Genomic DNA, 20053 nt, shown 5'->3' with positions numbered 1-20053 from the left:
GGTTGCCGCACGTTTACTGACTGAAGTCGAGCGCGTCGATGGAGACGCCCGGGCTCAGGTAGGTGGTGCCGGACGAGCCGCTGATGACGTTGATGGTCATCGTGTTCGTGCCGGCCACCAGCGCGCTGGCGGGCACCGTGAAGCTGTAGGTCGTGTTGTTGCCCCGGTAGGTGCCGACCGTCAGCGTGCGCGTGCCCGGCTGCGTGGAGGGCGATGGGTTGGCTGCGGTCCAGCTGTTGTTCACGGTGATGCGCGGACGGCCACCGGCAAAGGCGGTCGTGATACCGATGCGCACGGTCGAGTTCTTGACCTGTGCGGCGCTCAGGTTGAACTGCACGATCTGAGCATCGTTCACGCTCTTCCACAGATAGGCGGGGAAGGCCGTGGTGGCCGAGCTGCCGACGACGAAGCTGCCGGGTGCCCAGCTGGCCATGCGCACGTCGGAGGGGTGCATCCAGGTCAGCTTGTCGCCGTTGCGCAGCTCGGCGGGCGAGCCGTCCCAATTGCCGATGCGCCACAGCGAGGTCGTGGCCGCCGGGTCGGCGTTGATCGTCAACGTGTTCAGCGTCGTCGTGCCGCCGGCATTGACGGTGACGCTGCCGGTGTAGACGGCCAGTTCGTTCTTGTAGACCTTCAGCGTGTAGGTGCCGGGCCGCATGCCGGTACTCTTGAAGAAGCCGTTGCTGGCCAGGTTGGCTCCGGCCCAGTACTGGGCCTGGCTGTTCGAGAAGCCGACCGTGTAGACGTTGCCGGCCACGGTGCCGGCCAGGCCCACGCCGGCCACCGTGCCCCGGCCCGACGCCGGCACATAGCCCTGCAGCCCCATCAGCGAGAACCAGCTGGTGTCGGGTGCCGTGGGCGAGCTGCCGTTGGTGAACATCAGCGTGTAGCTGTTCAGCACGCCCAGGCGGTAGGCCTCGGTCTGCGCCTCGCCGTAGTTGACGATGTAGGTCAGCTCGTTGTCGGTGCTGGTGATCTGGTTGAGCAGGCTGCGGTAGAAGGGGCCGCCGGAGCTGCCCTCGTGGTTGTCACGGTAGAACCACAGGCCCACGGTGCCGGCGCTGTTGCGGCCGCCGAAGAAGTTCCAGTCCTTCACGCGCATGTTGGCGTAGTGCTTGGAGCGCGTCTGGCCGGCCAGGCTGCCCGAGGCGAAGCTGAACACGTCGCCGGCCTCGATGGTGGTGTCGGTGCTGCGCAGGTCTTGCGCCCAGCTGCCGCTGGGTGTCAGGCCGCCGGGCAGGCCGGCGGCCGGGCCGCTGGACAGCACGCCCACCGGCACGCGCAGGATGTAGCGCACCAGATTCAGCGTGTCGGGCTCCTGCGTGAAGTGCGTGGCCATGTAGATGCGCGGTTCGCCCGCCTTGGCCAAGTAGTAGTGCTTGAGCACACCGCCGGTACTGCTGTTGCTGGTGACGGTGATCTTGATGTAGCTGCCGCCCGTGACGACGCCGTTCTGCGCCGTCGAGGCGGGCGTGGCGGCGCCCGTGCTGGAGACCATCTCGGCGCTGACGCTGACGGCCGAGACGTTGCTGTACAGGTAGTCGAAGCCCGAGTTCAGCTGCGAGCCGCGCGAGGCGTTCTGGTACTGCACGCCGTTGTAGAGCAGGCTGGAGATGTCACCGGCCGACTGCGTGCTGACGCCGTTGTCGTAGGCCCGGATCTTGAAGACCAGGCCGGCATTGGTGTCCACCTCGTACTGGGGCTGGGCGGCGTTGCCGCCGTCCCAGCGAGTGGTGATGCTGAACGCGGCCTGGGCCAGTGGCGCGGCTGCGGCCAGTACGGCCGTGGCAAAGCCGGCCACGAGTTGTCGCCAACGACGGGAGTCGAACATGTTGTCTCCTTGGTATGGGTGGACTGCAGGCCCGTTCCTGCGTCCGGTTTGGAATGCTCGGGCGCAGTCTAGGAAGCGGCCTTGGCGCGCTTCGCTCATTCGGTTGAGTGTTGTGTGAGGCGTCGCGTGCGACCCACGGCGCTGCGCCCGTGGAGACAATGCGGCATGACGAATGTGCTGCCGCTGTTGCTGACCCAGGGCGATCCCTGTGGCATCGGCCCCGAGATCCTGACGCGCCTTTGGCTGGGCGATGCGCCGCGCGATGCGCTCGTCGTCGGCGATGTGCAGGTGATGCGTGCCGCGCTGGCACGCCTCGGCGGCGGCCTGGCGGTCGCCGAACTTGAGAGCCCTCAGGCATTGGGCCGGTTGCCACCCCGCTGCCTGCCGGTCTGGCAACCGGCGGGCCTGCCTGCTGGCCTGGCCGAGCTGCCGCTTGGCCGCGTCGACGCGCGCGCCGGCGCGGCCGCCGCACGTTGCATCGAGGCTGCCGTGGGCTTGATCCAGTCGGGTCACGCGCGCGCCCTCGTCACGGCGCCCATCCACAAGGAGGCCTTGCACGCGGCCGGCTCGCCCTATCCGGGGCACACGGAGATGCTGCAGGCGCTGGCCGGCGGGCCTGCGGTGCGCATGATGCTGGCCAACGAGGAGCTGCGCACGGTGCTGGTCACCATTCACTGCTCGCTGCGCGAGGCGATCGCCCGCGTGACGCGCGAGGCTGTGCTGGAGACGCTGCGCATCACCGGCGTGGCGCTACAGCGCATGGGCATTGCGGCGCCTCGCATCGCCGTGGCCGGCCTGAATCCGCACGCGGGCGAGGGCGGCCTGTTCGGCGACGAGGAAATCCACCACATCGCGCCAGCCATCGCCGATGCGCGCGCCGAAGGCTGGGACGCGAGCGGCCCCTACGCGCCCGACACCGTCTTCATGCGCGCACGGCGTGGCGAGTTCGACGTGGTCGTCGCGATGACGCACGACCACGGGCTGATCCCGGTGAAGTACCTCGGCGTGGAGCAGGGCGTCAACGTGACGCTGGGTCTGCCCTTTGTGCGCACCAGCCCCGACCATGGCACCGCGTTCGACATCGCGGGGCGCGGCATCGCCGACCCCGCCAGCCTCGCTGCGGCTGTCGCCATGGCGAGAAAACTCAGCGTGCCGGCGTAGACAGCGCCGCGAGCTGGGAACGGGCGCGCGCCGTCGCTCGCTCCAGCAGATGCGCCGTCTCGTAGGCGCGCATGCGGCCGGCCTCGCAGAGCTTCTTCAACATGCGGGCCGTCATCGTGACGGTCTCCTGGTGCCGGCTGCCGTGCGTGAAGATGAAGAAGCTGCGGCCCGCGCTGATGTGGGCCAGGCGCATCTTCTGCCACTCGTCGCCGGTGTGCATCTGGTAGGCAAAGCCCAACTGCATGTTGTCCATCAGCAGCGCACCGCTGCTGGGCTCGGGCGCGCTTTCGGCGGCGGGCAGGCCGTCGATGGAGATGTCCATGGCCTGCAGCGGCTCGGCGGCGGCGGCAGCGTCGTTGCCGGACAGGTCCAGGTCCAGCTCGCCGTTCCAGTCGACGCCGGATTCCTCCACCAGCCCCAGGCTCTTGGCCTCGGCCGGCGTCAGGCGCTGGCTGGCATCGAGGTCGGCGGGCAGCGTCTCGCCGGGCACGGGTTTGGCGAGGTCGGCCTCGGCCGGTGGCGGCACGCCGAAGATCTGGTCCAGCTGCTTGATGAGCAGGTTGGTGTCCAGCGCGCTGGGCGCCTGGCCCTTCAGCGACTCGGCATGGGCCGGCAGCAGCGCGCCGAAGAAGTCCTTGCGCGGGCCGTCCGGCCAGCGGATCAGGTCCAGACCCTCGTTGAGGGTGCGCATCAGGTTGGGCAGCTCGCGCAGGAAGTCGGCGCGCGCTGCGGTGCCGCCCTTGGGCTGCACGCTCATGACGAGGCTGCGGCCCAGCGTGCGCAGGCGCAGCGCGCGTTCCGGCGCACCCTCGCGCGAGGCCAGCACGATGGCCTGGCTCCACACGCCGGCCAGGAAGCTGCGCAGGAACTCCTGCATCGGCACCTTGGACAGCTGTTGCTGCAGCTGCAGCGCATAGCGCTGCTGCAGGCGCAGGTCGGTCTCGCGGCGTTCGACGACGGCGGCGGCATCGCCCGAGGCCTTGAGTGTCTGGCGGCTCTGGTCGGCGATGAAGGTTTCCAGCTCGTCCAGCTTGGCCGTGTAGACGTCCATGCGATCGAAGTCGCCCTGGGCCACGTCCTGCACGAGGTCGCGCACATGGGCCAGGAAGGGCCGGCCAGGGTCTTCGCTGAAGTCGTCGAAGGCACAGGCCAGCGAGGCCAGGCGGTTGACGAACTGGCGCACCGGGTGGCGGCGCGACGAGAAGAAGGTCTCGTCGCCCAATGCGGCACGCAGCACCGGCAGCTGCAGGCGGGCCAGCAGGCGTGCCATCTGCGGCGGCACCTTGGGGTCGGACAGGATCTGGTCGAACAGGCTGCTGACGACGTCGATGACCATGTGGTCCAGCCGGCCCGTGGACGCCTGGCGCAGCTCGTCGCGGTGCTGGTGGATCAGGTTGGTCGGCACCGGCAACTGGCCCCAGGCGCTGGGCTCGCCGGTCAGCGTGTCCAGCCCCATGCGGCTGGAGTGGCCGCTGTCATGGCCGTCATAGCTCGCCGGCGTGTGCGCCAGGCGGCGCAGCAGGTCCATCATCTGCGGGTCGACGCGGCCGATGCCGCCACCGCTTCCCCCGCGCCCGCCGCCTCCGCCGAAGCCGCTGTTGCGACCGCCGCCCTGGCCGCCCAGCCCGCCATGGCCCGAACCGCCATGGCCATGGCCGCCGTAGCCGCCGCCACGGGTCGACATGCCGCCGTGGCCGGAGTCGAGGTCGGCCTGCTGGCTGGACGCGCCAAGCCCGCCATGGCGCGAGGCAGCGGCGTCCCCCTTGGCCCGCACGCGCAAGTCCTGCGGGCGCAGGCCGCGGGAGCGCAGCAGCTCGGCGATGTCGGCGTAGCAGCCGCGCATCTCCTGGGCCAGCGAGCGGGTCAGCTCGTCGGTCAGCGTCTGGCGGGTCAGCGGGTCGTCGGTGATCGACTGGGTCGCGTCCAGCAAGGCCTGGCCGATGAGTTCGGGCCGCAGCGGGTTGCGCTCGCCGACCTGCACGCCGGCGACATAGGACTCGACCTCGCGCAGCTCCCATTCGCAGTGGTGGCCGATGGCCAGGCCGATGCGGTCGGCCGCGACGAGGTTGTTGACCTGGTCGTCGTCCATCAGCGAGAGCTCGCTCCAATCCTTCTTGGCCGCCGGTGCGGCTGCCGGCTTGGTCTCGGACTGTTCGGCGATGACATGCTTGCGCAGGCTCATCAGGAAGCGCTGCATGAACACGGCCTGTTGCTGCCTGAACACGAACTGCGCCGCCAGCAGCGCGTCGCGCCGCTTGATCTGGCCTGCTGACAACGCTGACAGGCCCAGGCCTTCCGCGCAGCGCTCGGCCGCCTGCTCACCCGCTAGACGGATGCGGGTCAGCGAGGCTTCGAGGTGGGGGTTGAGGCGGATCTCGGGCGCGTTCATCTACAAATTGGCACAAGCAGCGGTCAAAGTATCGTGCCTGCAACAAGCTGGGGTTTTCCGCAAGTCGCCAAATCCGTGGCAGAAAAAAGCCCGGTAACCATTGCTTACCGGGCTTGGGTGGCAGAAAACCAGTTCAGCGCTTCAGCGCGTCGCGGATTTCACGCAGCAGCTGGATGTCTTCCGGCGTGGCCGGCGGCTCGGCCGGAGCCGGCGCGGCTTCGGGTTCGCGCTTGAGCCGGTTGATCTGCTTGATCATCAGGAAGATGACGAAAGCCAGGATCATGAAGTTCAGCGAGACGGTGATGAAGCTGCCGTAGGCCAGCACGGCGCCTTCCTTCTTGGCATCGGCCAGCGTCGTGGCCGTCTGCCCGGCCAGCGGGATGAAGTAGTTGCTGAAGTCCAGGCCGCCGAAGATCTTGCTGACGATGGGCATGATGACGTCGCCGACCAGGGAGTCGACGATCTTGCCGAAGGCGCCACCGATGATGACGCCCACTGCCAGGTCGATGACATTGCCTTTGACGGCGAACTCCCGGAATTCGGAGATAAAACTCATGCGGCGGCTCCTGCTGACTGCGTTGAAAAAAGGTGGCGCCATTGTTGACGCCAAGCCGCCGCCGTCAGAAGCCGGGTAAACCTGCGTTCGTGCCGGCGCCCGCCAGGCTGGGGTCGCGAAAAGCGTCCGCTAGAATCCTGGGCTGCCCCTGATCAGAAGTCTCCTTAGAGGACCCTCATGAGTGACCAGCAAGTGGACCAAGGCAAACGCACCTGGTTGATTGCAACCGGTTGTGCCGGCGCCGTGGGCGGCGTCGCGACTGCCGTGCCCTTCGTCAGCACCTTTGCACCCAGCGAGCGAGCCAAGGCTGCCGGCGCGCCGGTGGAGGTCGACATCTCCGGCATCAAGCCCGGCGAGAAGCTCACCGTCGAGTGGCGCGGCAAGCCGGTCTGGATCGTGCGCCGCACGCCCGAGCAGCTGGAAGCACTCAAGAAGGTCGATGGTCAGCTGGCCGACCCGAATTCCGACCGCAAGGCCTACCCGACGCCGGACTACGCCAAGAACGAGTACCGCTCGATCAAGCCCGAGTACTTCGTCGCCGTCGGCATCTGCTCGCACCTGGGCTGCTCGCCCAGCGACAAGTTCACGCCCGGTGCGCAGCCGTCGCTGCCGGACGACTGGACGGGCGGCTTCCTGTGTCCCTGCCACGGCTCGACCTTCGACATGGCCGGCCGCGTCTTCAAGAACAAGCCCGCGCCGGACAACCTCGAGGTGCCGCCGTACATGTACCTGAGCGACTCCCGCCTGCTGATCGGCGAAGACAAGAAGGCTTAAGGACGATCATGGCTGAATTCAAGGAAGCTCCCGCAGGCGCCTCGGCAGGCGTGAAGACGATGACCTGGCTGGAGAACCGGTTCCCGACCGCGTTCGACGCCTACAAGGTCCACATGTCGGAGTACTACGCGCCGAAGAACTTCAACTGGTGGTACATCTTCGGCTCGCTGGCGCTGCTGGTGCTGGTGATCCAGATCGTCACCGGCATCTTCTTGGTGATGCACTACAAGCCGGACGCCAACCTCGCGTTCGCGTCCGTCGAGTACATCATGCGCGACGTGCCCTGGGGCTGGCTGATCCGCTACATGCACAGCACGGGCGCCTCGGCCTTCTTCGTGGTCGTCTACCTGCACATGTTCCGCGGCCTGATCTATGGCAGCTACCGCAAGCCGCGCGAGCTGGTCTGGATCTTCGGCTGCGCGATCTTCCTGTGCCTGATGGCCGAAGCCTTCATGGGCTATCTGCTGCCCTGGGGCCAGATGTCGTACTGGGGCGCCCAGGTCATCGTGAACCTGTTCGCCGCTGTGCCGTTTGTGGGCGAAGACCTGGCGCTGATGATCCGCGGCGACTACGTCGTCGGCGACGCGACGCTGAACCGCTTCTTCAGCTTCCACGTCATCGCCGTGCCGCTGGTGCTGCTGGGTCTGGTGGTGGCCCACCTGCTGGCGCTGCACGATGTCGGCTCCAACAACCCCGACGGCGTCGAGATCAAGAAGGGCCCGAAGGATGCGAACGGCAAGCCGCTGGATGGCGTGCCCTTCCACCCGTTCTACACGGTGCACGACATCTACGCGGTCTGCCTGTTCCTGATGGCGTTCACGGCCATCGTGTTCTTCGCACCGGAGATGGGCGGCTACTTCCTTGAGTACAACAACTTCATCCCGGCCGACCCGCTGAAGACGCCGGCCCACATCGCCCCGGTCTGGTACTTCACGCCCTATTACTCGATGCTGCGCGCCACGACCGACACCATGGTCAACGTGCTGTGCGTGCTGATCGGCGCTGCAGCGATCTTGAGCTTCCTGAAAGGCAAGTTCGGCGGCGCGGCCAAGGTGGCGTTGCTGGTGGCTGCCGCCGTCGCGATCTTCCTGCTGAAGGTCTTCGACGCGAAGTTCTGGGGCGTGGTCGTCATGGGTGGCGCCGTCGTCATCCTGTTCGTCCTGCCCTGGCTGGACCACAGCCCGGTCAAGTCGATCCGTTACCGCCCTGACTGGCACAAGTACATGTACGCCGTGTTCGTCGTGTTCTTCCTGGTCCTGGGCTACCTCGGCATCCAGCCGCCCAGCGACATCGGCACGCTGGTGGCGCAGGTCGGCACCTTGTTCTACTTCGGCTTCTTCCTGCTGATGCCGTGGTGGAGCCGCCTGGGCACGCCCAAGCCGGTGCCCGACCGTGTGACCTTCCAGGCCCACTGATTGAGCCACGGAGCAAGAACACCAATGAAAAAGCTGATCGCCATCCTGCTGGTCACCCTGGGCTTCGTCGGCAACGCGCAAGCCGCCGGTGGCGGCATCGAGTGGGACAAGTTCCCCAAGGAGAAGATGTCGGACATGGCAGCGCTGCAGAACGGCGCCAAGCTGTTCGTCAACTACTGCCTGAACTGCCATTCCGCCGCCTTCATGCGCTACAACCGCATGCGCGACATCGGCCTCACTGAAGCCGACATCAAGAGCAACCTGCTGTTCGCCGCCGACAAGGTCGGCGAGACCATGAAGGTCAGCCTGGACCCCAAGGACGCCAAGGACTGGTTCGGTGCCAACCCACCCGACCTGACCGTCATCGCCCGCTCGCGCGCCGATGTCTCCAAGGGTTCGGGGGCTGACTACCTCTACACCTACATGCGGAACTTCTACCGCGACGACACCAAGGCGACGGGCTGGAACAACCTGGCCTTCCCCAGCGTCGCGATGCCGCATGTGATGTGGGAGTTGCAGGGCCAGCGCGCTGCCAAGTTCGAGGAGGTGGCCGACCCGCACGATGCCACCAAGAAGATTCATGTCTTCGCCGGCTACGAGCAACTGACGCCCGGCACGCTGAACGAGCGCCAGTACGACGAAGCCGTTGCCGACCTCGTCGCCTACCTGCAGTGGATGGGCGAGCCGGCACAGGCGCAGCGCTTCCAGCTCGGCGTCATCGTGCTGATCTTCCTCGGCTTCATGACCATCTTTGCCTGGCGCCTGAATGCCGCGTACTGGAAAGACGTGAAGTAACAGCCAAGTCCCGGTGCCGCCTCACGGCGGTGCCGAACCACGCAGTGGGGCGCGCTTGTAGCCACCCACTGCGTTTGCTTTTTCGGCGCGGCCACCCGCCGCGCGCTTTTGATTGACTGACCCCTCGGGAGCCCAAGCCATGATGGTCCTCTACTCCGGTACCACCGACCCCTACTCGCACCGCTGCCGCTTCGTGCTGTTCGAGAAAGGCATGGACTTCGAAATCCGTGACGTTGACCTGTTCGCGAAGCCCGAAGACATCGCGCTGATGAACCCGTACAACGAGGTACCCATCCTCGTCGAGCGCGACCTCATCCTGTACGAGTCGCACATCATCAACGAGTACATCGACGAGCGCTTCCCGCATCCGCAGCTGATGCCCGGGGACCCGGTGGCGCGCGCCCGCGTGCGCCTGTTCCTGCTGAACTTCGAGAAGGAGCTGTTCGCCCACGTGAACATCCTCGAAGGCCGCGGCACGACCACCAAGGCGACGGACAAGCAGCTCGAGAAGGCCCGTGCGCAGATCCGCGACCGCCTGACCCAGCTCGCGCCGATCTTCCTGAAGAACAAGTACATGCTGGGCGACGACTTCTCGATGCTCGACGTGGCCATCGCGCCGCTGCTGTGGCGCCTGGACTACTACGGCATCGACATGTCCAAGAACGCGCTGCCGCTTCTGAAGTACGCCGAGCGCATCTTCAGCCGCCCCGCCTACATCGAGGCGCTGACGCCCTCGGAAAAGGTCATGCGCCGCTGATGGACCAGACCGCTGCTCCCGGCGGCGCGGGCAACGGCACGTCCACCCGTCCGTACCTGATCCGCGCGCTGCACGACTGGTGCACGGACAACGGCTTCACGCCCTACATCGCGGTCCATGTCGACCGCACGGTGCAGGTGCCGATGGAGTACGTGTCCAACAACGAGATCGTGCTGAACGTCGGCTTCGATGCGACCAGCGGGCTGGACCTCGGCAACGAGTTCATCCAGTTCAAGGCCCGCTTCGGCGGTGTTGCGCGCGAGATCGTCGTGCCGGTGGACCATGTCGTCGCGATCTACGCGCGTGAGAACGGTCAGGGCATGGCCTTTCCCGCGCCGGAGCCCCAGGCCGACGGTGTCGCACCCGCGCCCATTCCCGCTCCCGCCGAACCGCGTCGCAGCGGGCTGCGGCTGGCGAGTGAAGCGGCCGAGGGCGGTGACGATGGTGACGACACGCCTCCCGCAGGCGGTGCGCCACGGCCAGCCCTCAAGCGAGTGAAGTGACGGTCTAGAATCCGCTTCTCAGTTTTCGCCGGCTTAGCTCAGTTGGTAGAGCAACCGCCTTGTAAGCGGTAGGTCATCAGTTCGAATCCGATAGCCGGCACCATCTATCCAGCCCCTGCGTCTTGAACCAAGACACTGCGGGTTTCTGAAAAAGTCCTTGCCTGATAAGCACTTATCACGCGAGGACTTTTGCTTTTATACAGCAGGCACGGGAGCGAGAGCTCATCGAGCAGTACCGTGCCGACCACGAGCGCCGAAAGGCCGACGAGCGCGCGCAGCTGGAGGTTCAACTCCGAGCCGAGCTGACTGCCGAACTGCGTCCGCAATTGCGGGCGGAATTGGCGCAGGACATCGAAGCCCGTCGCGAACATCCGCTCGTCGAGGCCGTCCGTGCGGTCGAGGCCGCCGGAGCGGCCGTTCGCGACGAGGCCGAGATGCTGGTGTCAGCCGGTCATCGCCTGACGACGCGGCGGGGCAAGGCGGTGGCCGGTGAAGAGGCGCCGGCCAGCCAGCTGCTGGAGATGACGCTCGCGCTGCGCACCGAGGCGTTCAAAGGGTTTGAGGAGGCCTGCAAGTCAGTGGGCTTGATGGCGGGCCGCAGTCCCAGCGCCGCCAAACGGCGCAAGCCCCAGACCCGCTGACGACGCGGCGCACCAGAAGAGCTTTGATTCATCGGCCGCATCCCATCGGGTGCGGTCTGTCTTCCGGGCCATCCACGGGGGCGTGCGTCGCGGGTATTGCTGGCTCATCCCAACTTTCTTGTCATCAAGCCCTTAATCTCATCAAAATTCTTGTCATCGCCTTTGTGAGTGATAAGTTTTTGGTCTATTGTTGTCATGGTGACAAGATTTGGACTCGAGCCGCCTCGGCTGACAAGATTGACAAAATTCCCTGCGCGATGACCGCCGCCCTCTCACCCCGTCAAGATGAATTGCTGCGGCTGGTTCTGGCCGCCGGGGAGCCCGTACAACCTGGCGCACTGGAGCAAGTCCTCCAGGCTTCCCGTCCCACCATCAACCGTGCGTTGCGAGACCTCCTGGCGGCGGGCCTTCTGGAACGACTGGGGGACGGCCGGTCCACCCGCTACGTGGCCACGGAGGCGGCCAGGGCTGCAGTAGGTGCCTCGCCTTCCGACGCGCTAACACCAGCAAGGCCAGGCCTGCTGCAATGGTCGCCGGCAGCGCTGCCCTTGGTCGAATCGCTTCGTGCGCCCTTGGGGACCCGTACCCCGGTGGGCTACGAGAGCAGTTTCGTGGGCAACTACGTCCCCAACCAATCCAGCTTGCTGCCACCGCAGCTGGCCAGCGACCTGTTCAACGCTGGCCGCAGCCGTGACCAGCAGCCTGCGGGAACCTATGCGCGCGAGGTGCTGGAGCAACTGCTCATCGACCTGTCCTGGTCGTCCTCTCGCCTGGAGGGCAACAACAAGAGCTTGCTCGATACCAAGGAGCTGTTCGAGCTCGGGCAGCAGGCAGGCCCCTTCGATGAAGACACCTTGATGCTGCTCAACCACAAGGATGCCATCGAGTTCATGGTCGACGCGGTGCCGACCGAGGGCATCACGGTGCCCGTCATCGTCGACCTGCAGTCCAGGTTGATGCGGGACCTGCTGAAGGACTCACGGGACATCGGCAGCATCCGACGGCGCGTGGTGAACATCGACGGCTCGGTCTACTCCCCGAGCAACATCCCCGCGCTCCTGGAAGACACGCTGAAGTCCATCGTCGAGAAGGTCCGCCAAATCCGGAACCCGGTGGAGGCCGCCTTCTTCCTTTGGGTCAACCTGGCCTACCTGCAGCCCTTTGCGGATGGCAACAAGCGCACGAGTCGCCTGAGCGCCAACATGCCGCTCATGCTGCACAACTGCGCGCCCCTGTCCTTCCTGGACGTGGAGCGCACGGACTATGCGACCGCCATGCTCGGCGTCTACGAGCAGCGCAACGTGGCTGCGGCCGTGGAGCTGTTTGAGTTCGTCTACCGGCGCTCGATTCAGAAGTACAGCGTGCTGCGCGCTTCCCTGGCCGTGCCCGACCCGCTTCGAGCCCGGTACCGACAGGCCTTGAATGAGCTCATGCAGTTCGTCGTCTTCCACGGCCGAACGCTGGAAAACGCATTGTCGGAGGTGCCCATCGCCACCGCAGACCTGGCGGCCTTGAGCGCCATCGTGAACACCGAACTGGACCACCTCGAGCCCTACAACTGCGCCCGCTACAACCTCGCGAGAGGCATGACGCAGCGATGGATTGACGCGGGGCGGCCCAGGTAAGTTTCAACGTTGAAACTCCGGCCGGCCTCGGCGGCCATCAGCACAAGAACGTGCTGCTCACCAGGCGCGGCCAGGCCTTGGCCAAGGCGGCAGCGTTGATGTGCCAGTCCGTGTCGACGGCACCAGCCTCATGGTCGCCAACGCTGGCCTGGGGCACCGACCACAAACTCGGGTCGTTCAGCACCTTGATATAGAGAGGCCCAGTGAGTCATGGGTTGGTCCAGCGCCTCTTCGGCTCGACGCTGGGCGGCACGCTCTGCCGCTGGCTTGAACTTGCCTCTGACGATGGCGCGAAGCCGCTCCTGCTTGTAGTCCCGGGCGACGTTTCCCATGTCAAAGGTCTTCGAGCAGTAGAACCTGCCCTCATGCCAGACCTGGGCTTGGTACTTCACCTTGCCGTTGGCAAGGACCTTCTTCTTCAGGTTGGTGGCGCTGGCCATCCTGCACTCCTCAAAGTGCAGTGTCTGGTCCGGTGTTTAGTCATCGGACCAAACGGCTACCAAACGCGGCGCTGATGTTGGTGCCCGCTAACGTCAAACCCCAATGGGTTCAGACTTCGTGCATCGGTGCCCTAACTGGTTCCCCGCCTTGTAAGCGGTAGGTCATCAGTTCGAATCCGATAGCCGGCACCAACCAAAAACCCACCGCCCGTCAATCTGACGGCAGTGGGTTTTTCTATTGCTGCAACAACTTGATGCGGATGCGGCCGGGCAAGCCGGCCTGGGCCAGCAGCGCTTCCAACCGCGGCAGCAGGTGGCGCAGCTTGGCGGCGACCGAGGCGTTGGCGACCAGCAGGCTCCAGCCGTCCTCGTCCAGCGGGCCGGGTTGGATGCTGGCCATCAGGTTGCCGGGCAGGCCGGGCGCGATGACGCGCAAGCGGCGCCGCGACGCCTCCAGCCGCTCCCCCAGTCGCACCAGGCCCTCGTGGGCGCGCAGCGCCTGCGCCACCGGCATCGGGTCGGGCACGCTGACGCGCTGGATCTTGGGCGCGAGGTAGCGGGGAGCGGACATGGAGCCAGTGTAGTGAGGCGCCCGGCGGGCAGGTGGGCCGGCCCGGGCCCGCTGCTAAACTGCGCCGCTTTGCGTGGCCAGGCAAACCCGCCTTGCATTGCCTCGCGCAGCCCCAAGATTCGCGCGTCATCCGGTATTCGCCGGCTCTCGCCCAGCCCCGCTCAGCCCCCTCCCGCAGCATGTTGCCCAAGCTTCTCACCTCGATTTTCGGCAGCCGCAATGAGCGCTTGCTCAAGCAGTACCGCCGCACCGTGCAGCAGATCAATGCGCTGGAGCCGAAGTACGAGGGCTTCAGCGACGACGAACTGCGCGCCCAGACGGAAGCGTTCAAGCAGCGAATCGCCGGCGGCGAGACGGTCGACGACCTCCTGCCGGAGGCCTTCGCCGTCTGCCGCGAAGGCAGCAAGCGCGCGCTGAAGATGCGCCACTTCGACGTGCAACTGATCGGCGGCATGGTGCTGAATGCCGGCAAGGTGGCCGAGATGCGCACCGGCGAAGGCAAGACGCTGATGGCGACGCTGCCCGTCTACCTGAACGCGCTGGCGGGCAAGGGTGTCCACGTCGTCACCGTGAACGACTACCTCGCGCGCCGCGACGCCGAGTGGATGGGCAAGCTGTACACGTTCCTTGGCTTGACCGTCGGCATCAACCTGCCGCAGATGCCGCGCGAGCAGAAGCAGGCGGCCTATGCCGCCGACGTGACCTACGGCACCAACAACGAGTACGGCTTCGACTACCTGCGCGACAACATGGTCTACGAGACGGCCGACCGCGTGCAGCGCGGCACGTCCTACGCCATCGTCGACGAGGTGGACTCCATCCTCATCGACGAGGCGCGCACGCCGCTGATCATCTCGGGCCAGGCCGACGACCACACCGACGTCTACCTGAAGATCAACGCCATCGTGCCGGGCCTGAAGAAGCAGATCGGCGAACTGGACCCGCGCACCGGCGAAGGCGTCATCGAGCCGGGCGACTTCACGGTGGACGAGAAATCGCACCAGATCCACCTGACCGAAGACGGCCACGAGAACGCTGAAGCGCTGCTCAGCCAGGCCGGTCTGATCGCCGAAGGCGCCAGTCTGTACGACGCGGCCAACATCACGCTGATGCATCACCTCAATGCAGCGCTGCGGGCCCACCACGTCTATCACAAGGACCAGGGCTACGTCGTGCAGAACGGCGAGGTCATCATCGTCGACGAGTTCACCGGCCGGCTGATGTCGGGCCGCCGCTGGAGCGACGGCCTGCACCAGGCCGTCGAGGCCAAGGAGGGCGTCCAGATCCAGGCCGAGAACCAGACGATGGCCTCGATCACCTTCCAGAACTACTTCCGCATGTACGGCAAGCTGGCCGGCATGACGGGCACGGCCGACACCGAGGCCTACGAGTTCCAGGAGATCTACGGGCTTGAGACCGTCGTCATCCCGCCGAACCGCCCGACCATCCGCAAGGACGAGCTGGACCTGGTCTACAAGACCGACAAGGAAAAGTACGCCGCGGTCATCGAAGACATCCGCGCCTGCCACACGCGTGGCCAGCCGGTGCTGGTGGGCACGACGTCCATCGAGAACTCGGAGCTGATCTCCAACCTGCTGAAGGCGGCCAACCTGCCGCACAACGTGTTGAACGCCAAGCAGCACGAGAAAGAGGCGCAGATCGTCGCCCAGGCCGGACGGCCCGGTGTCATCACCATCGCCACCAACATGGCCGGCCGCGGCACGGACATCGTGCTGGGCGGCAACGTCGAGAAGCAGGTCCAGTTCATCGAGGCGGACGAGGCCATCCCGGCGGAAGAGAAGGCGCGCCGCATCCAGCAACTGCACGACGAGTGGCAGGGCCTGCACGACAAGGTCAAGGCCGAGGGCGGCCTGCGCATCATCGCCACCGAGCGCCACGAAAGCCGCCGCATCGACAACCAGCTGCGCGGCCGTGCCGGCCGCCAGGGCGACCCGGGCAGCTCGCGCTTCTACCTGTCGCTGGACGACCAGCTGATGCGCATCTTTGCCGGTGAGCGCGTGCGCGCCATCATGGACCGGCTCAAGATGCCGGAGGGCGAGGCCATCGAGGCCGGCATCGTCACGCGCAGCATCGAAGGCGCACAGCGCAAGGTCGAGGCGCGAAATTTCGACATGCGCAAGCAGCTGCTGGAATACGACGACGTGTCGAACGACCAGCGCAAGGTCATCTACCAGCAGCGCAACGACATCCTCGAAGCCGAGCAGCTGGGGGCGCAGATCGCGTCGCTGCGCGAATCCACGCTGACCGACGTTGTGCGCACCTATGTGCCGGTCGAGAGCCTGGAGGAGCAGTGGGACCTGCCCGGTCTGGAGCAGGTGCTGCGGGACGAATGGCAGATCGACATCTCGCTGGCCGACCTCGTCAAGTCCAGCGACTCCATCACCGACGAGGAGATCGTCGCGGCCGTCGTCAAGGCGGGCGACGCGCTGTTCGACAGCAAGGTGGAGCGCGTCGGCATCGAGCAGTTCAACCCTTTCATGCGCATGGTGCTGCTGCAGAGCATCGACCAGCGCTGGCGCGAGCATCTGGCTGCGCTGGACTACCTGCGCCAGGGTATCCACCTGCGCGGCTACGCCCAGAAGAACCCCAAGCAGGAATACAAGCGCGAGGCTTTCGAGCTGTTCTCGCAGCTGCTGGACGTCGTGAAGATGGAAGTCACCCGCACGTTGCTGAACGTGCGCATCCAGAGCCAGGAGGAAGCCGACCGCGCTGCCGAGGCGATCGAGCGCCGCGCCGAGGCCGTGTCCAACGTGACCTACCAGCACCCCAACGAGGACGGCTCGGTCAGCCAGGAAGTCGACCCGGCGACCCTGCTGGCGCAGTACGGCCACGTCGGCCGCAACGACCCCTGCCCCTGCGGCAGCGGCAAGAAGTTCAAGAGCTGCCACGGCAAGCTGGCCTGAACCTGCGGGCGTGAATCCTCAACGGGCCGGCTTTGCCGGCCCGTTCTCATTGGGCCAATGCTCCTGGCGCCCCACCCATCTAGGGGGAAATACGTGCGTTTGAGCACAAACAGCCGCTCGGGCCACGCGGCTGAGGGGTGCCCGCCGAAAGTCGTCCCCCCTAGAGTGCAGTCCATGCCCAGGGAAGTCCCTGATAGAGAACCAGGAAGTCATTGATGAACACGCCGCTCACCGCCTCCATCGCCCTCGCCGCCGCCCTGCTCGCTGGCACGGCCCAGGCTAGCGACCCCATCACCGTCAACATGACTGGCACCGCCGGCGGCACCTTCTCGGCCGGTAGTTCGCACACCATCAGCGGTGCTGGCAGCTTCGAAGACGTCTACAAGCTGGACGGCTACACCGGCTGGAGTTCGATCAACGGCGCGCTCAGCACCCAGATCCTGAACAGCGGCAGCGCCGACATCGACATCTCCAGCGTGACGCTGAACGGTGTCGGCTTCGGCCAGACGCTGACCTTCTTCCGCGGCAACCTGGATGGCCGCGAGACCTACACACTGCCCGCGACCGATTTCGCCGGCCCCCTGACGCTCGTCGTCAAGGGCTCCCTGCTGGCCGGCAACAACGGCAGCAGCGTGGGCACCTACAGCTTCAGCTTCCGCGTCACCCCGATCGCGGCGCCCTCGACGTCGCCCATCCCCGAGCCGCAGACCTATGCCCTGTTCGCCGCCGGCCTGATGGCTGTGGGCTACGTGGTCCGCCGCCGCCGCAGCGCCTGAACCTCTTCCAATCGCATCCACATCATGTCGATCAAGACCTTCATCACCTCCGCCCTCCTGGCCGTTGCCCTTCAAGGTGCGCAGGCTGCGCCGCACACGCTCGTGCTGGAAGCCCTGGGCGGCGGCTACTCCGCCGGGCTCAGCACCCAGGCGGGTTCCCCGGTGGTCACCCATACCCAGGCCGGCGCCTTCCGCGACGAGTTCCTGATCCACTTCAACGGCGTTGCACAAATCGATGCGTGGCTGGACACCAGCGCCGATCTGGCCTTCTGGTCCAACCAGGGCATCACCTTCACGCGCGCCGGCTTTGTGGGCATTGGTGGCTCCGATCTCGTCTACGACATCAGCGACATCGGCGGCACCCGCTTCACGTTCGGCTACAGCGCGGACCCTTTCGAGGCTCACGGCGACTTCCTGTTCTTCGTGGAAGGCGTGGCGGGTGACCCGAACGTGCAGCAGACGCCCGAACAGGCGCTGCGCAACAGCTTCAGCTACAGCGGCGGCATCAACCTGGCGCCCGTGGCTGAACTGCCGGAGCCGGCCAGCTTTGCGCTGGCCAGCCTGGCGCTAGCCGGTGCGTTCTTCAGCACCCGCCGCCGCTCGCCGCGCTGATCCGACAAGCGCACTGCTTGCAAAGGCTCCTTCGGGAGCCTTTTCTCTTGTGCGCCCGGCGCACTCTTGCAGGGGCGAAACGCTACGGCGTGAGGGTGGCGGAGGGTGGTCGGCAAGCGTGAAGCCCAGTTGCGAATCGATGGACAAGAACCGGCCACGAGGCGCCGCAGACCCGGCGGGTGTGCTGCGGCGGTGGGCGTTCTTGGCTGCGGAGCGCTCGATTCGCGCCTGAAATGGTGACGACGCTGCCTGGCAACGCGTCCTGCAGCGCACAGGCACAGCGGGTCTTCCCCTCATCAATGTGATTGACACGCGGCACCGTCAAGTGTGGATTTGTGCACTTACAAAAGTGTTAGGACGGGCTGGTCTCAGGTAAAAGACGTTCCTTGAGAGACGCGCCAGGCGCGGCAAAGCCGCCACGCCGCAGTGTCCTTGGTAGGGACGACTTGGCCTGCGAGGCTGAGCGAAGCGCCAGCTCGAGCGCATTCCTCCCAGGATGGTTGCGGGCCAATCGCATCCCAATAGCTGGAGACGTGAATGCTGCGAGCCCCCCGATCGCTGCCCCCCCTGGCGGCGTGCCTGTACTTGGCCCTCGGCTCGACTGCGCAAGCGCAGACGCCACCCACGGGTGAAGACCTGCTGCGTGAAGCCGAGAGGGCGTCCAGCCGAACGCGCAGGCCCGACCTGCCGCCACCCGCGCAGCCCGCGCCGTCCAAGGCGGCTGCCAGCGTGGCCGTCCTCGTGAAACGTTTCGACGTGCAGGGGGCCAGGCTGCTGGACGCCGAAACCGTGCAGGCCGTTCTCAAGCCCTGGGTCGGACAGAAGTCCGACCTCGCGTCGCTGCAGCGCGCGGCTGACGCCCTCATCGAGGCCTACCGCCGCAGCGGCTACCTGGCGCGAGCCTGGCTGCCCGAGCAGGAGATCCGCGACGGCGTGGTGGTGATTCGCGTCGCCGAGGGGCGCCTGTCGGGCCTGCGCATCGAGAACCGCGGCGCACCGCGTGCGTTGCCCGAGTCGCGCGTGCGCGAGTTCATGCTGGCCCGCCAGCGCGAGGGCGAGCCGCTGCGAACCGATGACATCCAGCGCTCGGTGACGCTGCTCAATGAGATGCCCGGCATGCACGCCGCCTCGGTGCTGGAGCCGGGCGAGAAGGAGGGCGACAGTCGCATCGTCGTGGCTGTGACGGACGCGCCGCTGCTCACCGGCAGTGCCTTGCTCGACAACACCGGCGCGCGCGCCACTGGCGCGGCCCGTGCGGCGGTGAATCTGGCGCTGAACGGCCCGCTGGCGCGCGGCGATCAGTGGACGCTGATGACCTTCGCCAGCGAGGGGTCCAGATATGCACGCGCGGGCTTGTCCTTGCCGGTGGGCAGCGACGGCCTCAGGGCCTCGGTGCAGGCGTCGGGCCTGGACTATGGCTACAGCCTGAACACGGTGCGCTATTCCGGCAAGGCCAACACGGTGGGTGGCACGCTGATCTATCCCGTGCAGCGCAGCGCCGAGCGCAATCTGAACCTGCAGGGCAGCGCCGAACGCAAGAGCTTCAAGAACCTCGTGGCCGGTATCGAGCTGAGCCGCAAGCACATCGACCTGGTGACGCTGGGCTTCAATCTCGACAGCCTGGACGACTGGGCCGGCGGCGGCGTGTGGATCGTGTCGGGCCAGCTGGCGGCGGGCCGGCTGGATCTGTCCGGCAATGCGGTCGACCTCTCCAGCGATCAGGTCGCCGGCGGTCCGGCCCGCAATGGCCGCTTTGCCAAGGTGAGCGGCACCGTGACCCGCATGCAGCGACTGAACGCGCAGCAGACCCTCACGCTCGCCGCATCCGCCCAGATCGCCAGCAAGAACCTGGACTCGGCCGAGAAGTTCCAGGTGTCGGGCCCGTATGCCGTGCGCGCCTACAGCGTGTCGGAGCCCAGTGTGGACACCGGCCTGCTTGTGACGGCGGACTGGAAGTACAAGTTCTCCGACACGTGGGCGGTCACGGTATTCCACGACCAAGCCCTGGGGTGGCGCGATGAACGCGTCAACGTGGCCACGCTGCAGCCCAACCGCTTGCATCTGCGCGGCTCGGGCTTGGAGCTGAACTGGAACGCGCCCGGCGCCGTGCAGGTTCGCGTAGGCCTGGCACAGCGGCACGGCGTGAACCCCACGCGCAACCCGGTGACGTTGGCCGACGCAGATGGCACGCATCGTGAGACGCGGGCGCTGCTGTCGTTGGCCAAGTATTTCTGAGCCCGCGCGTCTCGCCACCCTGGCCTGATTGAAGACGAATTCAGAGGT

General features: G+C 66.4%; 17 protein-coding genes and 1 tRNA gene. 13 read left to right on the top strand and 5 right to left on the bottom strand.

The features are described 5' to 3' along the window. Positions 1-13 precede the first annotated feature (13 nt). Complete coding sequence (locus tag ACG00Y_RS11150) at positions 14-1831, bottom strand: rhamnogalacturonan lyase B N-terminal domain-containing protein (RefSeq protein WP_394478763.1); 1818 nt, start codon at positions 1829-1831, stop codon at positions 14-16. Between the two features lie 165 nt (positions 1832-1996). Here ACG00Y_RS11150 and pdxA point away from each other — a divergent pair, with 165 nt between their 5' ends. Next, positions 1997-2992: a 4-hydroxythreonine-4-phosphate dehydrogenase PdxA gene (gene pdxA, locus ACG00Y_RS11145; protein WP_394478761.1), complete on the top strand. Its 996-nt coding sequence runs from the start codon at positions 1997-1999 to the stop codon at positions 2990-2992. Here the strand turns inward: pdxA and ACG00Y_RS11140 are convergent. Together ACG00Y_RS11140 and mscL are read right to left on the bottom strand one after the other, a co-directional pair. Next, on the bottom strand, positions 2976-5381 hold the full coding sequence (locus ACG00Y_RS11140) for a DUF1631 family protein (RefSeq protein ID WP_394478759.1): 2406 nt from the start codon (positions 5379-5381) through the stop codon (positions 2976-2978). The genes pdxA and ACG00Y_RS11140 overlap by 17 nt on opposite strands. Before the next feature lie 133 nt (positions 5382-5514). Continuing rightward, positions 5515-5937, bottom strand: coding sequence for a large conductance mechanosensitive channel protein MscL (gene mscL / locus ACG00Y_RS11135; RefSeq protein WP_394478757.1), 423 nt, complete (start codon positions 5935-5937; stop codon positions 5515-5517). A 177-nt stretch (positions 5938-6114) separates the two neighbouring features. On the opposite strand from mscL, the gene petA reads away from it, so the two are divergent. From petA to ACG00Y_RS11095, 8 genes are all read left to right on the top strand, one after another. After that, the gene (gene petA / locus ACG00Y_RS11130; RefSeq protein ID WP_394478755.1) at positions 6115-6711 is read left to right on the top strand and encodes a ubiquinol-cytochrome c reductase iron-sulfur subunit; all 597 of its coding nucleotides are present in this window, start codon (positions 6115-6117) and stop codon (positions 6709-6711) included. Positions 6712-6719: 8 nt separating this feature from the next. Then, complete coding sequence (locus tag ACG00Y_RS11125) at positions 6720-8126, top strand: cytochrome b (RefSeq protein ID WP_394478753.1); 1407 nt, start codon at positions 6720-6722, stop codon at positions 8124-8126. 24 nt (positions 8127-8150) lie between these two features. Next, positions 8151-8921 carry a cytochrome c1 gene (locus ACG00Y_RS11120; RefSeq protein WP_394478752.1) on the top strand — a complete coding sequence of 257 codons (771 nt, stop codon included), beginning with the start codon at positions 8151-8153 and terminating at the stop codon, positions 8919-8921. 139 nt (positions 8922-9060) lie between these two features. Beyond that, positions 9061-9678 (top strand): glutathione S-transferase N-terminal domain-containing protein, encoded by a 618-nt coding sequence (locus ACG00Y_RS11115; protein ID WP_056874934.1) that lies wholly within the window; start codon positions 9061-9063, stop codon positions 9676-9678. Then, the gene (locus ACG00Y_RS11110; protein WP_394478750.1) at positions 9678-10181 is read left to right on the top strand and encodes a ClpXP protease specificity-enhancing factor; all 504 of its coding nucleotides are present in this window, start codon (positions 9678-9680) and stop codon (positions 10179-10181) included. The genes ACG00Y_RS11115 and ACG00Y_RS11110 overlap by 1 nt, the downstream gene beginning before the upstream one ends. A gap of 27 nt (positions 10182-10208) precedes the next feature. Continuing rightward, positions 10209-10284: transfer RNA gene (locus ACG00Y_RS11105), tRNA-Thr, on the top strand. 235 nt (positions 10285-10519) lie between these two features. Further along, on the top strand, positions 10520-10822 hold the full coding sequence (locus tag ACG00Y_RS11100; RefSeq protein WP_394478749.1) for a hypothetical protein: 303 nt from the start codon (positions 10520-10522) through the stop codon (positions 10820-10822). A 257-nt stretch (positions 10823-11079) separates the two neighbouring features. Beyond that, entirely contained in the window at positions 11080-12447 is a 1368-nt protein-coding gene (locus ACG00Y_RS11095; protein WP_394478748.1) for a Fic family protein, read from the top strand. 128 nt (positions 12448-12575) lie between these two features. On the opposite strand, the gene ACG00Y_RS11090 is transcribed toward ACG00Y_RS11095, so the two are convergent. Both ACG00Y_RS11090 and ACG00Y_RS11085 read right to left on the bottom strand, forming a co-directional pair. Further along, a complete protein-coding gene (locus ACG00Y_RS11090; protein ID WP_394478747.1) occupies positions 12576-12887 on the bottom strand; it encodes a hypothetical protein in 312 nt (103 codons plus the stop codon). A 235-nt stretch (positions 12888-13122) separates the two neighbouring features. Next, complete coding sequence (locus tag ACG00Y_RS11085; RefSeq protein ID WP_394478745.1) at positions 13123-13458, bottom strand: hypothetical protein; 336 nt, start codon at positions 13456-13458, stop codon at positions 13123-13125. Positions 13459-13637: 179 nt separating this feature from the next. On the opposite strand from ACG00Y_RS11085, the gene secA reads away from it, so the two are divergent. From secA to ACG00Y_RS11065, 4 genes are all read left to right on the top strand, one after another. Continuing rightward, on the top strand, positions 13638-16382 hold the full coding sequence (secA, locus tag ACG00Y_RS11080; RefSeq protein ID WP_394478743.1) for a preprotein translocase subunit SecA: 2745 nt from the start codon (positions 13638-13640) through the stop codon (positions 16380-16382). Between the two features lie 215 nt (positions 16383-16597). Continuing rightward, a complete protein-coding gene (locus ACG00Y_RS11075) occupies positions 16598-17158 on the top strand; it encodes an FxDxF family PEP-CTERM protein (RefSeq protein WP_394478741.1) in 561 nt (186 codons plus the stop codon). 24 nt (positions 17159-17182) lie between these two features. Further along, positions 17183-17770, top strand: a complete 588-nt coding sequence (locus tag ACG00Y_RS11070; RefSeq protein WP_394478739.1) for an FxDxF family PEP-CTERM protein — start codon at positions 17183-17185, stop codon at positions 17768-17770. Positions 17771-18307: 537 nt separating this feature from the next. Further along, positions 18308-20005: a ShlB/FhaC/HecB family hemolysin secretion/activation protein gene (locus ACG00Y_RS11065; protein ID WP_394478737.1), complete on the top strand. Its 1698-nt coding sequence runs from the start codon at positions 18308-18310 to the stop codon at positions 20003-20005. The last annotated feature ends 48 nt before the right edge of the window (positions 20006-20053 follow it).

Source organism: Pelomonas parva (assembly GCF_043555835.1).
Taxonomy (GTDB): Bacteria; Pseudomonadota; Gammaproteobacteria; order Burkholderiales; family Burkholderiaceae_C; genus Pelomonas; species Pelomonas parva.
Note: the sequence above shows the minus strand (reverse complement) of the source record. Positions and strands in the feature narration are given on the sequence as shown.

Bases quoted from the DNA above. Each gene is read 5' to 3' on its own strand.
- ACG00Y_RS11125 (WP_394478753.1), top strand. From the start codon at position 6,720: ATGGCTGAATTCAAGGAAGCTCCCGCAGGCGCCTCGGCAGGCGTGAAG.
- ACG00Y_RS11115 (WP_056874934.1), top strand. From the start codon at position 9,061: ATGATGGTCCTCTACTCCGGTACCACCGACCCCTACTCGCACCGCTGC.
- ACG00Y_RS11090 (WP_394478747.1), bottom strand. From the start codon at position 12,887: ATGGCCAGCGCCACCAACCTGAAGAAGAAGGTCCTTGCCAACGGCAAG.
- ACG00Y_RS11150 (WP_394478763.1), bottom strand. From the start codon at position 1,831: ATGTTCGACTCCCGTCGTTGGCGACAACTCGTGGCCGGCTTTGCCACG.
- petA (WP_394478755.1), top strand. From the start codon at position 6,115: ATGAGTGACCAGCAAGTGGACCAAGGCAAACGCACCTGGTTGATTGCA.
- secA (WP_394478743.1), top strand. From the start codon at position 13,638: ATGTTGCCCAAGCTTCTCACCTCGATTTTCGGCAGCCGCAATGAGCGC.
- ACG00Y_RS11065 (WP_394478737.1), top strand. From the start codon at position 18,308: ATGCTGCGAGCCCCCCGATCGCTGCCCCCCCTGGCGGCGTGCCTGTAC.
- ACG00Y_RS11110 (WP_394478750.1), top strand. From the start codon at position 9,678: ATGGACCAGACCGCTGCTCCCGGCGGCGCGGGCAACGGCACGTCCACC.
- ACG00Y_RS11085 (WP_394478745.1), bottom strand. From the start codon at position 13,458: ATGTCCGCTCCCCGCTACCTCGCGCCCAAGATCCAGCGCGTCAGCGTG.
- ACG00Y_RS11140 (WP_394478759.1), bottom strand. From the start codon at position 5,381: ATGAACGCGCCCGAGATCCGCCTCAACCCCCACCTCGAAGCCTCGCTG.
- mscL (WP_394478757.1), bottom strand. From the start codon at position 5,937: ATGAGTTTTATCTCCGAATTCCGGGAGTTCGCCGTCAAAGGCAATGTC.
- pdxA (WP_394478761.1), top strand. From the start codon at position 1,997: ATGACGAATGTGCTGCCGCTGTTGCTGACCCAGGGCGATCCCTGTGGC.
- ACG00Y_RS11095 (WP_394478748.1), top strand. From the start codon at position 11,080: ATGACCGCCGCCCTCTCACCCCGTCAAGATGAATTGCTGCGGCTGGTT.
- ACG00Y_RS11070 (WP_394478739.1), top strand. From the start codon at position 17,183: ATGTCGATCAAGACCTTCATCACCTCCGCCCTCCTGGCCGTTGCCCTT.
- ACG00Y_RS11120 (WP_394478752.1), top strand. From the start codon at position 8,151: ATGAAAAAGCTGATCGCCATCCTGCTGGTCACCCTGGGCTTCGTCGGC.
- ACG00Y_RS11075 (WP_394478741.1), top strand. From the start codon at position 16,598: ATGAACACGCCGCTCACCGCCTCCATCGCCCTCGCCGCCGCCCTGCTC.